11 protein-coding genes are annotated in these 14,991 nt (G+C 41.4%); 10 read left to right on the top strand and 1 reads right to left on the bottom strand.

Annotated features, from left to right (window positions below; all coding sequences use genetic code 11):
* Window positions 1–85: 85 nt before the first annotated feature.
* The 6 genes from lepA to pdxJ are packed head-to-tail and all read left to right on the top strand — an operon-like array spanning window position 86 to window position 5,895.
* Window positions 86–1,873: a translation elongation factor 4 gene (lepA, locus tag A9479_RS07335; RefSeq protein WP_013465634.1), complete on the top strand. Its 1,788-nt coding sequence runs from the start codon at window positions 86–88 to the stop codon at window positions 1,871–1,873.
* 16 nt (window positions 1,874–1,889) lie between these two features.
* Entirely contained in the window at window positions 1,890–2,825 is a 936-nt protein-coding gene (gene lepB / locus A9479_RS07330; RefSeq protein ID WP_013465633.1) for a signal peptidase I, read from the top strand.
* Between the two features lie 2 nt (window positions 2,826–2,827).
* A complete protein-coding gene (gene rnc, locus A9479_RS07325) occupies window positions 2,828–3,505 on the top strand; it encodes a ribonuclease III (protein ID WP_008466504.1) in 678 nt (225 codons plus the stop codon).
* Complete coding sequence (era, locus tag A9479_RS07320; RefSeq protein ID WP_013465632.1) at window positions 3,495–4,427, top strand: GTPase Era; 933 nt, start codon at window positions 3,495–3,497, stop codon at window positions 4,425–4,427. The genes rnc and era overlap by 11 nt, the downstream gene beginning before the upstream one ends.
* A 22-nt stretch (window positions 4,428–4,449) precedes the next feature.
* On the top strand, window positions 4,450–5,142 hold the full coding sequence (gene recO, locus A9479_RS07315) for a DNA repair protein RecO (protein ID WP_013465631.1): 693 nt from the start codon (window positions 4,450–4,452) through the stop codon (window positions 5,140–5,142).
* A gap of 21 nt (window positions 5,143–5,163) precedes the next feature.
* On the top strand, window positions 5,164–5,895 hold the full coding sequence (gene pdxJ, locus A9479_RS07310; protein WP_010387803.1) for a pyridoxine 5'-phosphate synthase: 732 nt from the start codon (window positions 5,164–5,166) through the stop codon (window positions 5,893–5,895).
* Window positions 5,896–5,924: 29 nt separating this feature from the next.
* Here the strand turns inward: pdxJ and barA are convergent, their stop codons facing one another.
* Entirely contained in the window at window positions 5,925–8,699 is a 2,775-nt protein-coding gene (barA, locus tag A9479_RS07305) for a two-component sensor histidine kinase BarA (protein WP_197487244.1), read from the bottom strand.
* 111 nt (window positions 8,700–8,810) lie between these two features.
* Between barA and rlmD the strand changes: the two genes are divergently transcribed.
* The 4 genes from rlmD (at window position 8,811) to A9479_RS07285 (ending at window position 14,898) form a co-directional block, all read left to right on the top strand.
* The gene (gene rlmD / locus A9479_RS07300; protein ID WP_064663057.1) at window positions 8,811–10,136 is read left to right on the top strand and encodes a 23S rRNA (uracil(1939)-C(5))-methyltransferase RlmD; all 1,326 of its coding nucleotides are present in this window, start codon (window positions 8,811–8,813) and stop codon (window positions 10,134–10,136) included.
* An 8-nt stretch (window positions 10,137–10,144) separates the two neighbouring features.
* Window positions 10,145–12,301, top strand: a complete 2,157-nt coding sequence (relA, locus tag A9479_RS07295; RefSeq protein ID WP_028833955.1) for a GTP diphosphokinase — start codon at window positions 10,145–10,147, stop codon at window positions 12,299–12,301.
* Entirely contained in the window at window positions 12,282–13,106 is an 825-nt protein-coding gene (mazG, locus tag A9479_RS07290) for a nucleoside triphosphate pyrophosphohydrolase (protein ID WP_028833956.1), read from the top strand. The genes relA and mazG overlap by 20 nt, the downstream gene beginning before the upstream one ends.
* A 157-nt stretch (window positions 13,107–13,263) precedes the next feature.
* Window positions 13,264–14,898, top strand: coding sequence for a CTP synthase (locus A9479_RS07285; RefSeq protein ID WP_013465625.1), 1,635 nt, complete (start codon window positions 13,264–13,266; stop codon window positions 14,896–14,898).
* The last annotated feature ends 93 nt before the right edge of the window (window positions 14,899–14,991 follow it).

The raw sequence follows: 14,991 nt of genomic DNA, 5'->3' as shown, positions 1-14,991 counted from the left end.
TAACTTGAAAATACACAGCAAGTATTTTCAAGTTATTTAGGCATATGACCTTAGTCCTTTAAAATAGAAGTTTAGAATCCAGTTTATGAAGCATATCCGTAATTTTTCGATCATCGCCCACATTGACCATGGTAAATCGACCCTTTCTGACCGTTTGATCCAAGTTTGTGGTGGTTTAACCGACCGTGAAATGCAGAAGCAAGTTCTGGATTCAATGGATATTGAACGTGAACGTGGCATTACCATCAAGGCACAAAGTGTAACCTTAAATTATAAAGCGAATGATGGTGAAACTTACCAGCTTAACTTTATCGACACCCCTGGGCACGTTGACTTTACCTATGAAGTATCGCGTTCTTTAGCGGCTTGTGAAGGGGCACTGCTCGTTGTTGATGCTGGTCAAGGCGTAGAAGCGCAAACATTAGCAAACTGTTACACCGCCATTGAAATGGACTTAGAAGTTATACCGGTACTTAATAAAATTGATTTACCGCAAGCTGATCCATTACGTGTAGCCGAAGAAATTGAAGACATTATTGGTATTGATGCCCTTGATGCGGTGCAATGTAGCGCCAAAACAGGTGTAGGTATTGCTGAAGTACTTGAAATGATCGTTAAAGATGTACCGCCACCAGTTGGTGATAAAGACGCGCCATTACAAGCGCTAATTATCGATTCTTGGTTTGACCCGTACCAAGGCGTTGTATCGCTAGTGCGTATCAAACATGGCGAACTTCGCGCGGGCGACAAAATTAAAATCATGTCAAACGAGAACGTACATACCGCAGATCATGTGGGGATTTTTACGCCTAAACAAACTAACACCGGTGTTTTACGCACTGGTGAAGTAGGCTTTGTTATTGCTGGTATCAAAGAAATACATGGTGCACCGGTGGGTGATACCATTACTCATCAAAAAAATGCGGCACCACTGCGCTTACCTGGTTTTCAAAAAATTAAGCCGCAAGTTTATGCGGGTATGTTCCCAATAGCCTCTGATGATTACGAGTCATTCCGCGATGCCCTTAACAAACTTAGCTTAAACGATGCCTCGTTATTCTTTGAACCAGAAAATTCAACTGCGTTAGGGTTTGGTTTCCGTTGTGGATTCTTGGGCATGTTACACATGGAAATTATCCAAGAGCGTTTAGAGCGTGAATACGACATTGATTTAATCACCACGGCACCAACGGTTATTTACGAGGTGGTAACTAAAGAGGGCACGACGCAAATTGATAACCCGTCTGATCTTCCGCCAGTTAACGATATTTTAGAGATACGTGAGCCGGTTGTAGAAGCTAATATTTTAGTTCCACAAGAGTACTTAGGCAGCGTAATCACCTTATGTGTTGATAAGCGCGGTATGCAAACTAAAATGAGTTATCACGGTAAGCAAGTTGCAGTAACGTATGAACTGCCAATGGCTGAAGTGGTAATGGACTTCTTTGATAAGCTAAAATCAACAAGCCGTGGTTTTGCCTCGCTTGATTATAACTTTAAGCATTTCCAAACTTCAGACATGGTACGTGTAGATATACTTATCAATGGCGAGCGTGTGGATGCATTGGCTATCATTGTTCACCGCGACAGCGCACAATCACGTGGTCGACAGCTTGCTGATGCGTTAAAAGAACTTATACCACGTCAAATGTTTGATATTGCGATTCAGGCAGCAATTGGACAACATGTAATCGCCCGAACAACTGTTAAGCAACTACGTAAAAACGTAATCGCTAAATGTTACGGTGGTGACGTGAGCCGTAAGAAGAAATTACTTCAAAAACAAAAAGATGGTAAAAAGCGAATGAAGCAACTTGGTAACGTTGAAGTGCCTCAAGAAGCGTTCTTAGCCATTTTGAAAGTTGGTAAATAAAAATAAAGGATAATAAATGGCTGGCTACTTTTCAGTTTTATTGGTGTTGTTAACTTTAGGCTCAGGTCTAATATGGTTAATAGATCACTTAATGTTTGCCCCTAAAAGGCAGGAACGTTTAGCAATTGCTCAAACTTCTGCCGGTGGTCAACTTGATGAAGAAACCGCAGCATTGATTGCGCCTGAGCCAATGATTACTGAAACAGCAAAGTCGATTTTTCCGATGATTGCTGCTATCACTATTTTTAGATCATTTATTTTTGAGCCGTTTCAGATCCCATCGGGTTCAATGATGCCCACCTTATTAGTGGGTGATTTTATTTTAGTGCAAAAGTATTCTTATGGGATTAAAGACCCAGTATGGCGCAGCCAATTAGTGGATGTAAGCGAACCAGAGCGTGGCGATATTGTTGTTTTTAAATACCCGTTAGATGAGAGAGTGGACTATATTAAACGTGCTATAGGTTTACCTGGCGATAAAATTGTTTATCGTGATAAGCGTTTATATATTCAACCAAAATGCGAAGAAGGTGAAGTTCAAAAGGGCGCACTTCTTTGTAATGAATTCAATAAAATTGATTTTAAATTAATTAATGATAATGAATTTAAGCAAGGCCCAATGGATTTAGCGCGTTTAAATGAAGATTTAACCACGACTAACCATGACATTTTAATCAACCCAAAATCGCCTGAACGTAAGGGGCGTTACTACCAGCAATTGGGCACACCTGCGGACGAATGGGTGGTTCCAGCTGATCATTACTTTATGATGGGTGATAATCGCGATAACAGCCAAGATAGTCGCTTTTGGGGCTTTGTACCAAAAGAAAACTTGGTGGGTAAAGCTGTCTTTATATGGATGAGTTTTGAATTTGATAATGGCCCAGATGACATTTTACCAGGATGGGTTCCAACTGGTGTTCGTTTTGAACGCCTAGGTAATATTCAGTAACAATGAAAAAAAATGTAACAGAGTTATACAAAAGAATTGGCTACACATTTGCTGATCAAGGGTTACTTGAGCAAGCAATGACGCATCGCAGCCACAAAGGTCAACATAACGAGCGACTCGAATTTTTGGGCGACTCAATTTTGAGCTTTGTCATTGCCAATGCACTGTACGCTAAATTTCCTAAAGCACGCGAAGGCGATTTAAGCCGCATGCGTTCGACTTTAGTTCGCGGCCAGACGTTAGCTGAATTTGGCCTTGAATTTGAGCTTGGTGATTACCTACGCTTAGGTCCTGGCGAGCTAAAAAGTGGTGGTTTTAGACGCGAGTCAACCCTAGCGGATGCAGTTGAAGCTATTATTGGCGCTGTATTTTTAGATTCAGACATAGATCGCTGCGGCGAGCTTATTTTAGCGTGGTATGAATCACGTTTAGATGCTATTTCACCAGGGCTTAACCAAAAAGATCCTAAGACCCTGCTGCAAGAGTATTTGCAAGCTCGTAAGCTATCATTACCAGGCTATACCGTAGTTGATACTAAAGGTCAGGCACACAATCAAACATTCACGGTTGAATGTATCGTTGATGGAATGGATAGCATTATTTCTGTTGGCAGCTCACGGCGTAAAGCCGAACAAAAAGCGGCCGAAAAAGCATTGAAGATACTTAAAAATGAATCTTGATACCTTAATACAGCCTCATGAAGGCGAAATAGACACATTTTGTGGCATGGTTGCGATTGTTGGCCGTCCTAATGTGGGTAAATCAACACTGCTTAATGAAATTATTGAGCAAAAAGTCAGTATTACCTCACGTAAGCCACAAACCACGCGCCACCGTATTATGGGTATTCATACTGAGGGTAAGCACCAAGCGGTGTACGTCGATACCCCAGGCCTGCACGTTGAAGAAAAGCGTGCTATTAACCGTTTAATGAACCGTGCAGCGTCTAGCTCAATTGGTGATGTTGAGCTGATCATTTTTGTGGTTGAAGGCACTCATTGGAATGCCGATGACGACATGGTACTTAACAAAGTAAGCCAAAGTGGCAAGCCGGTATTGTTAGTTATTAACAAAATTGACCAAGTGAAAGATCGCGACCTTGTACTTCCACATATGAAGTTTTTAGGCGATAAGTTTGATTTTGTCGGTATTATGCCTGTATCTGCGACTCAGGGTAAAAACATTAACCTGATCAAAGAAGAAGTGACTAAGCGCTTACCACCGTGCGAATTTTACTTTCCTGATGACTACGTAACTGACCGCTCAATGCGCTTTATGGCGGCTGAAGTTATCCGTGAAAAGCTAATGCGCTTTATGGGTGAAGAGTTACCGTATTCAGTGACTGTGGAAATAGAGCAGTTTAAATGGCAAGAAAACGGTATTTGGCATATTAATGGCCTGATACTAGTTGAGCGCGAAACGCAAAAGCGCATGGTAATTGGTAACAAAGGCGAAAAGCTAAAAGTAATCGGCCGTGAAGCGCGTAAAGACTTAGAGGAAATGCTTGAAAATAAAGTGTTTTTAGAACTGTGGGTTAAAGTTAAATCGGGCTGGGCTGACGATGAGCGTGCCTTAAGAAGCTTAGGTTACGGTGAAGATTAACATTTTATACGCAGCATAATTTATGGACAGCGACTTCTATAAAGCTTATTTATTACATCGGCGTCCATATAGCGACTCGCAAGTAATGCTCGATATGCTAGTAGAAGGCGTTGGCCAGCTTAGAATGCTCGCACGAGTTAGTGGCCGCCAGGCCACTAAATACAAAGCTCAACTCCAACCATTTCAAGCCTTACTCGTCCATTACAATGGCAAATACGATTTAAAGTACATCAATAAATTTGAGCTTCATGGTAATCCGTTATTTTTAACCGGTGATAAGCTTTACTGTGGCTTTTATTTAAATGAATTAACCAACCGAATTGTGCCGATTAATGAACCCATTGATCAGGTTTTTCAACTTTATAAAACTCACCTAGAAAACCTTAATAGCGGGACTGACATGCAAGCAGTGCTTCGCTCTTATGAGTTTCAATTGCTAGAACTACTAGGTTATGGGGTTGATTTTAGTTTTGATGCGGATGGTGAGCCAATTGATGACACGCAAACGTATAGCTACTTTGCAGAAGTGGGCTTTGCGGTGCAACACGACTCGCGTTCTGGGTTTACTGGTTCACAACTCAATGCCATAGCAAATCATGACTTTAGCCAAGCGGATGTGTTATATATGGCAAAGCAATTAAGTCGTTATTTATTAAAACCACTGTTGGGCAACAAGCCATTAAAAAGTCGTGAATTATTTACGGCCTCTCAATAAACAAATTTCACAGGTACAAAAATGAAAGATATTCTTCTAGGCGTGAACGTAGATCATATTGCAACGCTTCGCCAAGCACGAGGCACTTCTTATCCTGATCCTGCCCATGCAGCCAGTGTTGCAGAGCATGCCGGTGCTGATGGCATTACTATTCATTTACGCGAAGACCGCAGACACATTCAAGACCGCGATGTGTATGTAATGGCTAAAACCATTCAAACACGTATGAACCTTGAAACCGCAGTAACCGATGAAATGATTGCTATTGCACTTGAGGTTAAACCTGAATATGTATGCTTAGTGCCTGAAAAACGTGAAGAGCTTACTACCGAAGGGGGCTTAGATGTGGCAGGCAATATCGATAAAATAGCCGCTGCGACTAAAACATTAACACAAGCTGGAATTAAAGTATCACTGTTTATTGATGCTGATAAAGCGCAGTTAGATGCAGCAAAAGCGTGTGGTGCACCTTATGTTGAAATTCACACTGGGGCTTACGCAGATGCCACCAACGATGAAGACACCGCCAAAGAGCTCGAGCACATTCGCCAAGGCGTGAAATATGCAGCCAGTATTGGTTTAATTGTTAATGCGGGCCATGGTCTGCATTATCACAATGTAAAACCAATTGCAGCGATGCCAGAGATTTATGAGCTAAACATTGGCCACGCTATTATTGCCCGCGCAGCCATTGACGGTTTAGATAAAGCGGTTCGTGATATGAAACGCTTAATGCTTGAAGCTCGCGCGTAGAGTTATAATTAACAATATTAAAGACGAGCTTATTTATTACTGATATCAATGTTGGCATCAACAAGTAAGTTTTCAAGCTCGTCTTGCAACTCAAATAACTCGGGCTCAATATTCTCAAGCGTACATTCATTTTTAAGTGATGTTTCGATCGTTTCAGCCAATGTTTTTAATTTTGGTACACCTGTATAGCAGCATGCGCCATGAAATTTATGGATAACGCTAAGTACTTGAGGGCAATCTTCGCTGCTTATTGCTTGATTTAGTAAGTTCAGGGTTTCGGGCACGCTTAGCAGTAACATATTAAGCATTTCATTGGCTAATTCTGCTTTACCGCCTGCACGTTGCAATGCTAGCGTCCAATCAAGGCGAGTGCTATCAAAAGGGGCAGGGCTATGTTCAAATGTGCTTTTTGACTTATCACGACTCACTGGTAATTGCGGGCTATGATCGCAAATAATCTGGTTTAGCATATCTTCATCGATAGGCTTAGTTAAATAACCTTCAAAACCATCTTTTAATAACTGCTCTTTTTCACTATTAAGTGCATGCGCCGTCACGGCAATAATAGGGGTATCTTCATTCAAAGATGACTCTTTAATGAGTTTACAGGCTGTAATACCATCCATTATAGGCATTTGAATATCCATAAAAATCACATCATATTTATGGCTTTTGCTTAAACTATACGCTTGTGACCCATTATGTGCGGTATCAATTAATTCAACTTGCTCGTTGAGTAGGGTGTAAATTAATTTTAAATTAGCGTCATTATCATCCACCACTAACACCTTTAGCGGCAGCAGGGTTTGTTCATGCTGTTCTATATTATGTGCCGGGTGGTCGAGTCGATAAGGCGCAGCTAATAGCTCACATAGCTTTCGGTGATTAAGAGGTTTACTCAAACAGGCGTCAGCGCCGCTGCCGATGAAGGCTTCGCGCATGTTGTGCGATACGGTATTGAGCATTAAATATAAATAATCGGTTGATTCTCTAACCGCTTTTACATAGCTTTTTAAACGCTGCATATCGTCAACTGATGCCATGTGACCAATAAGACAAATATCAAAATTGATCTCTGAATTTTTTATGCACTCTAAAAATTCGGTTTCGTTATAGCAAGGAGTGACACTGACTTTCCACTCTTGTAATAATGAGGCAACAGCATGATGGGTATGCTTATGCGGCTCTAAATAAAGAACACGTTTACCAATTAATGACTGGGTAGGCAAATCGTTGATAAATACATGATTTGGTAATCTAAATACGCCATTAAAGGTAAAACAAGTACCGCTACCAGGGGCTGAATTTAAGGTAATACGGCCGCTCATTGCTTCAACGATATGTTTAGTAATAATAAGCCCTAAGCCGGTACCGCCAAATTTGCGGGTAATACTGGAGTCGGCTTGACCAAAGGCGGTGAATAGCGCGTCTTGTTTATCTGCTGGAATACCTACCCCAGTATCTGCGACTGACACTAAGACAGAGGTGCGCTCTTCATCAAGCAAACGATGGCTAATATCAACTTTTATCGCGCCTTTTTCAGTAAATTTAATTGCGTTACTTAACAAGTTAATCAGCACTTGTTTAAACCGTGTGGGGTCGCCGGTTAAGTGGTCGGGCACCTGAGGATTAATATAAATAGAAAGCTCAAGTTGTTTGTCGTGTGCGCTAGGTGCCAGTAAGGTCATAACTTCGTTTACGCTATCGCGCAGTTGAAACTGAATAGACTCAAGCTCCATGGCTCCTGCTTCTAACTTGGAGAAATCTAATATGTCACTAATAATAGTCATTAAGCTGTTAGCCGAAAGCTCTATGGTATCAAGGTAATCTTTTTGGTTTTTATTCAGAGGCGTTTTATAAAGCTGACGGGTAAATCCAATAACCCCGTTAAGTGGGGTGCGTAACTCATGACTCATTTTAGCTAAGAAGTCAGATTTAACACGGTTAGCATCCTGCGCTTCTTTTTTAGCCATGGTGAGCTGGATATTTTGTGTTTCGTATTGTTCAAGCGTTTCGCGGTAATCGCTGGTTGCCTGATCAATATTTTTTTGCATTTCATCTTTTTGCATCACCATAGAATGCGAGATGGTATTGAGCCCCTCACGTAATAACTCAAACTCGCCATTCATGGGTTCAGTTAATCCGGTTTGTCTTTTACCTTCAATCAACCTGTCGGTAGCAAGTACTAACTTATTAAGCGGGGTCATAAACATCCGACTAAGTCTTAGCGCTAAAATAGCGGCTAATACTAAGGCGATAATAATAATAATACCGCTGACCAATAATGCACGTTGTTGGCCAATAACAGCTTTATCGCGGTTAAGCTGAATCACAACGGTGCCCAACGAGGTTTGGAACTCAGAAGTATTCCAGTCGCTATTGGGGGTTGTATGGTTAATGATAGGGGTGAAAAAGGTTACTAAGTCTTCACTTTGCTGAACATAGGTGGCTTTAAAGCCATTTAATTGCGTTTGCTCAATTAAAGTGTCGAATGAGCGATGATAATTACTGGTTATAATAAGTTGGTTGTTATCATTAAAGATGGCAATCGATTTAATCGAAGGGGAGTGTTTGTTGTGTGTATAGCGAATGATGCGATTAAGCAGTTTTTTATTTTTTTCCAGTAAAGGTTGTTCAAGTGCAATAGCCAGAGGTTCAGCAATCGTTGTGCCTTGTTGATATAAAATTTCATCAAGCTCAATGTAACGATTTATTGTAAAATAACCACCTAGTAATAGCCCGATGATCACTGTGGGGATCAGGGTGAGTGTTAAAACAGAATCGCGCAAGCCTAGTTTGGTCATAATCTGAGCATTATTATCATTTTTATTGAATGTGAGTATATACATACTCATAGTTATTCTCAAAGTATCTAGGTAGAGACGTGATTCATCAACCCTTTAAGGTAATGCCTAATGGCACAAATATTTAAAGCAAAGAAAAAACCACTTCAACAGCAATCACTTGAACTTGATATAACGGCTATGGATCACCACGGACGTGGTATTGCTAAACATAATAATAAAGTGTGTTTTGTCAGTGGGGCATTACCTGGTGAGCGAGTAAAAGCCAAGTTAGTTGATGATAAAGCGCGTTACAGCCAAGCTGACACGCTTAAAATACTCAAAGCCAGTGAATATCGCACCACACCCATTTGTGAACACTACAGCCAATGCGGTGGTTGTCAGTTACAGCATTTAGATGCCACACAACAAGTCGTTGAAAAGCAAGCGGCGGTAAATCAATTATTTGCCAAGTTTGCAAAATTAACCGATTTAAACTGGCAAGCTCCGCTGCTAAGCCAAGCAACGCATTACCGACGTAGTGCCCGCATTGCCGTAATGTTCGACAAAGCAGCAAAAAAAATGCGGGTAGGCTATAGAGCACGTGGCTCTAAAAGTATTGTTAGCATTAATCATTGCCCAGTAATAAGTGACGTATTTGCAGAGGTATTTAACGTATTTGATAACATAATTAATCATAATAAGGCGCTGCACAGTATAAGTCATTTGCAGTTATGCGCTGCAGATGAGCAACACTTTATTGTTATTCGTCATACAAAAGCCATTTCGCCCACAGATAAAGCGTTTGTTGAGCAAAGTGTCTCGGCGCATCATTGGCAATTAGTGTGGCAAAGTGATAGCGATACCATTGATCATGCCCATTTAGCGATGCCATTTTATAAGCTTGATCAGTTAGATATAAAATTTGAATTTGGACTAAATAACTTTATTCAGGTCAATGCGAGCGTAAATCAGGCAATGTTAATTCAAGCGGCGAGCTGGTTAGCATTACAAGGTGATGAAAATATACTGGATTTATTTTGTGGTATTGGTAACTTCTCTTTAGTGTTAGCAAAGCAGGCTAAAACAGTAACAGGAATTGAAGGCGTTACTTCGGCGGTTGCATTAGCGACGCAAAATGCGCACACTAACTCTATTACAAATACCCAATTTCATTGCTTTGATTTAACCACGAGTATTAAAAAAGCGCCGTGGTTTAATAAAGAGTTAGATATTTTAGTACTCGACCCCTCTCGCACTGGTGCTATGGCAGTTTTAGAGCAGCTTCCATTAACGCAGTTTAAAGCGATTTTATATGTCTCTTGCGACCCTGTTACCTTAGCCCGTGACAGCGCTATTATTTCGCAAGCCGGCTTTGAACTTAATAAAATAGGGCTAATGAATATGTTCCCTCATACGGGGCATATCGAAACTATGGCGTTATTTCAACGGAGGTAAAGCGCATTATGGTAGCGACACGTCAATCTCATCAACATGACAAAACGGGTGACTTTTTTTCACGCGTAGAATCTCTTGATTTGTCTCAGGAAAAAATTAGCTTACTCAATAAAGCACAGCAACTTTGCCAAACTTGCGATAATAGCGAACGCCAAAATACCGCCATAGAGATGGTGGAGATTTTGGTTGAGCTAAATTTAGATGCTGACTCGTTAGCCACCGCCTATTTAACCCCTTATTATTTAAATGATGTAGTGAGCATTGACGCTGTCGAAGAGCATTTAGGAAATCATGTTGCGGTGTTATTAACGGGTGTGTCGCAAATGGCCACCATAAGTACGTTAGCTCATCAAGGCAATGGTACCGTGCAGGTCGATAATATTCGCCGTATGTTGCTTGCTATGGTGGAAGATGTGCGTGCCGTGGTGATTAAATTAGCCGAACAGGTGTGCCATTTACGCAACGTAAAAGATGCCGCTGAAGAAGAGCGAGTGATTGCAGCCAAAGAGACTGCGGATATATTTGCACCGCTTGCTAATCGCCTTGGTATTGGCCAATTAAAGTGGGAGCTAGAGGATTTAGCCTTTCGCTATTTACACCCAGATATTTATAAAAATATAGCTAAACAACTTGATGATAAGCGCCTTGCCCGTGAAGCGTATATGGCTGATATGGTTGAGCAAGTAAAACAGCGCCTACATGAAGCGGGTATTAAAGCTGAGGTATACGGCAGGCCAAAGCATATCTACAGCATTTATAAAAAAATGGCGAAAAAGAACTACGAGTTTGATCAGCTGTTTGACATACGCGCGATGCGAATTGTGGTCGAGCGCCTGCAAGATTGCTACGGTGCCCTAGGCATAGTGCACACTAATTGGCGCCATTTAAATAAAGAATTTGACGATTACGTTGCAACCCCAAAACAAAACGGCTACCAGTCTATTCATACCGTAGTATTTGGCCCCGAAGGTAAAACTGTTGAAATTCAAATACGAACGCACGACATGCATCAAGATGCAGAGCTGGGCGTTGCCGCACATTGGATGTACAAAGAAGGTGCGTTACCAGGGCGTGGTTCAGGCTATGAGCAAAAAATTAGCTGGTTGCGTAAGTTACTGCAATGGCAAGAAGAAGTGGTTGATGGCAGCGATTTAGCACAAGAGCTTAAAAATCAAGTGGTTGAAGACCGCGTCTATGTGTTTACTCCACGTGGAGACATTTTTGACTTACCACTAGGAGCAACGCCTCTTGATTTTGCTTACTACATTCACTCCAATGTAGGGCATCGGTGTATTGGTGCAAAAATATTTGGCAAAATAGTGCCGTTTACTCATCAATTAAGTACCGGCGATCAGGTTGAAATACTGACCCAAAAGCAGCCAAATCCAAGTCGTGATTGGCTAAATCCGTCGTTAGGTTATATTAAATCGTCTCGCGCTAGAGCCAAAATCCACCATTGGTTTAAACAGCTCGACCGCGATAAAAATTTAAGCGCGGGTAAAGAAATCCTTGATAACGAATTACAAAAGTTAGAGTTAACTTACAAAGATTTAGACCCAGCGATAAAGCGCTTTAACTTTAGAGAGCTTGATGACTTAATGGTCGCCATTGGTGCAGGCGATATTCGCCTTAACCAAATGCTCAACTTTATTACCGATAGAACGGAGCACGAGCCGGTTATTCGCTTTAAATCGCCCAGTAAAGTGACTGGCGATAAAAACGGTATTGTGGTTGATGGAGTAGGCAGTTTAATGAGCCATGTTGCTCGCTGTTGCCGCCCTGTACCTGGGGATGAAATTATTGGGTATATTACCCAAGGCCGTGGCATTGCCGTGCATCGTGAGGATTGTGACTCGTTTAGTAATTTAAAAAACAAGCACCCAGAGCGCGTTATTTCAGTAAGTTGGTCAGATGATATTAGCAGCTCCTACGCGTTAACTATTCGTATTGAAGCCAGCGATCGGTCTGGTTTAATTCGTGATATTAGTTCTGCTTTGGCGAATGAAAAAGTCAATGTGCTCAATATGAATGTCAACACGGTTGATAGCACTCAAACGGCTATTTTTGTGATGCAAATAGAAGTGCATGACTTACAAGGCACAAATAAAGTGCTTTCTAAGTTACACCAGATAGAAGGGGTGCACAGTGCAAAACGAGGGCAGTAATCAGGCTAATAATGAGGCTTTAAGCCAACTGCTGGAAATAATGCAAACACTGAGAAACCCTGAGGGCGGATGCCCTTGGGATCTCAAGCAAACGTTTGCGTCAATCGTGCCGCATACTCTTGAAGAAGCCTATGAAGTGGCTGATTGTATTGAAACGAATAATTTAAGCGATTTAAAAAATGAGTTAGGCGACTTACTATTTCAAATTGTGTTTTATGCGCAACTAGCACAAGAGCAGCAATTATTTAATTTTAACGATGTAGTGGCACAGTTAAATGAAAAGCTGGTGCGTCGTCATCCGCATGTATTTTCAGCGCAAGACACACCTAAAACCGATGCCGAATTAGCTGCGCAGTGGCAAGCAATAAAAGCACAAGAGCGTGCGGCTAAACCCCAAGGTCAAAGCTCAGTACTTTGGCAAGATATACCAAACAGTTTACCTAGCTTAACAAAAGCTAAAAAAATTCAGCAACGGGTCGCTGCGTTAGGGTTTGATTGGCCAACTTATCACGGTGCTATTGATAAAGTGAGTGAAGAGGTTGAAGAAGTGAAAGAAGCCTTAGCTCATGACCCATACTCAGATCATACAGCAGAAGAGCTAGGTGATTTGCTGTTTGCTACCGTTAATGTAGCGCGCCATGTTAAACGCGACCCCGAACAACTGCTTCGCAGTGCCAACGATAAGTTTTCTGCACGGTTTGAAAAGGTACAAAACTACTTAATTGCACAGGGTAAATGTATTGATTCCGCGTCTTTAGAGGAAATGGATGCAGCATGGGATGCGATAAAAAAACTAAATAAATAGGGACATAAAAAATGTTTGTTTTTTGTGCACAGATTTACCAATTTTAGCTGGATTGCTTAGCTATGTTTTGGTACAATTTCGCCCCGTCTTGTTTATATTCCAAAATCACTTGTTTGGGTATTATATTCCTTTTAATTCCTGATATTCTAGGGTTCGCATGAGTACAAAATTTATCTTCGTTACTGGCGGAGTTGTTTCTTCGTTGGGTAAAGGTATTGCAGCAGCATCGTTGGCCGCTATTTTAGAGGCCCGTGGCTTAGATGTTACCATTTTAAAGCTGGATCCTTACATCAACGTTGACCCAGGCACAATGAGCCCAATTCAACACGGTGAAGTATACGTTACCGAAGACGGCGCAGAAACGGACCTTGATTTAGGTCACTACGAACGTTTTATTCGCACCAAAATGACCAGCCGTAATAACTTTACGCAAGGGCGAGTATATGAAGATGTACTACGTCGTGAAAGACGTGGCGAATATCTTGGCGCAACAATTCAAGTTATTCCTCATATCACTAATGATATTAAGCAACGTGTTTATGATGGCGCAGAAGGCCATGATATAGCAATCGTTGAAATTGGTGGTACGGTAGGCGATATTGAGTCACAACCATTTATCGAAGCTATTCGTCAAATGGGCACAGAGATTGGTCGTGAACGTGCGCTATTTATTCACTTAACGCTAGTGCCATTCTTAGGCCCTGCCGGTGAAGTGAAAACAAAACCAACTCAGCACTCAGTTAAAGAGTTACGCTCAGTCGGTATTCAACCAGATATTCTTATTTGTCGCTCAGACCGTAAGCTGCCAAATAACGAGCGTGCAAAAATTGCATTGTTCACAAACGTTGAAGAAAAAGCCGTTATTTCACTGCCTGATGTAGACAGTATTTATAAAATCCCTGCGTTATTAAAGTCGCAAGAGTTAGACAACTTTGTATGTCGTCGTTTCCATTTAGACGCGCCTGAGGCTGATTTAGCTGAGTGGGAACAAGTATTGTATCAAGAGTCTAACCCAACGGGTGAAGTGACAATTGGTATGGTTGGTAAATACATTGAATTACCGGATGCATACAAATCAGTAAACGAAGCATTAAAACATGCGGGACTAAAAAATCGTTTAACTATTAATATTCAATACGTTGATTCACAAGACTTAGAAACTAAAGGAACGGATATTCTTTCTCGCTTAGATGCTATTTTAGTGCCAGGTGGTTTTGGTGGTCGTGGTGTTGAAGGTAAGATTTTAGCGGCTAAATATGCTCGTGAAAACAAAGTGCCTTACTTAGGTATTTGTTTAGGTATGCAGGTTGCGCTTATTGAATACGCACGAAATGTTGCCGGTTTAGTTGATGCAAACTCAACGGAATTTAATGCAAACTCAGAGGCTCCAGTGGTTGGTTTAATCACTGAGTGGCTAGACGCTGAGGGTAACGTAGAAGTACGTGATGAAAAGTCTGATTTAGGTGGCACAATGCGTTTAGGCGCACAAAAATGCCATTTAACGCCTGGCTCTAAAGTACACGAAGTGTATGGCAGCGACGAAATTGTTGAACGTCACCGTCACCGTTACGAAGTTAATAACAACTTCGTTGCACAGCTTGAACAAGCAGGTTTAAGCTTTACTGGTTTATCTGAAGATAAAAAGCTAGTAGAGATTATTGAAAATAAAGATCACCCTTGGTTTATTGCAGCGCAATTCCACCCGGAATTCACTTCAACGCCACGCGATGGTCATCCGCTATTTGAAGGGTTTGTAGCTGCGGCTCATACCTACCAAAAAGCGTCTTCGTAATTTAAAAAAGGCTGTGCATATTGCGCGGCCTTTTTTGTTTCTAAGGCTGGCCTAGGTTAGCCGTACTCACCATTTTGGGAATATAGAGGAATC

Origin of the sequence: Pseudoalteromonas sp. MQS005, from assembly GCF_001661605.1 — a bacterium.
Classification (GTDB): Bacteria; Pseudomonadota; Gammaproteobacteria; order Enterobacterales; family Alteromonadaceae; genus Pseudoalteromonas; species Pseudoalteromonas tetraodonis.
Note: the sequence above shows the minus strand (reverse complement) of the source record. Positions and strands in the feature narration are given on the sequence as shown.

Bases quoted from the DNA above. Each gene is read 5' to 3' on its own strand.
- recO (WP_013465631.1), top strand. From the start codon at position 4,450: ATGGACAGCGACTTCTATAAAGCTTATTTATTACATCGGCGTCCATAT.
- rnc (WP_008466504.1), top strand. From the start codon at position 2,828: ATGAAAAAAAATGTAACAGAGTTATACAAAAGAATTGGCTACACATTT.
- rlmD (WP_064663057.1), top strand. From the start codon at position 8,811: ATGGCACAAATATTTAAAGCAAAGAAAAAACCACTTCAACAGCAATCA.
- A9479_RS07285 (WP_013465625.1), top strand. From the start codon at position 13,264: ATGAGTACAAAATTTATCTTCGTTACTGGCGGAGTTGTTTCTTCGTTG.
- barA (WP_197487244.1), bottom strand. From the start codon at position 8,699: ATGACCAAACTAGGCTTGCGCGATTCTGTTTTAACACTCACCCTGATC.
- pdxJ (WP_010387803.1), top strand. From the start codon at position 5,164: ATGAAAGATATTCTTCTAGGCGTGAACGTAGATCATATTGCAACGCTT.
- era (WP_013465632.1), top strand. From the start codon at position 3,495: ATGAATCTTGATACCTTAATACAGCCTCATGAAGGCGAAATAGACACA.
- relA (WP_028833955.1), top strand. From the start codon at position 10,145: ATGGTAGCGACACGTCAATCTCATCAACATGACAAAACGGGTGACTTT.
- lepA (WP_013465634.1), top strand. From the start codon at position 86: ATGAAGCATATCCGTAATTTTTCGATCATCGCCCACATTGACCATGGT.
- lepB (WP_013465633.1), top strand. From the start codon at position 1,890: ATGGCTGGCTACTTTTCAGTTTTATTGGTGTTGTTAACTTTAGGCTCA.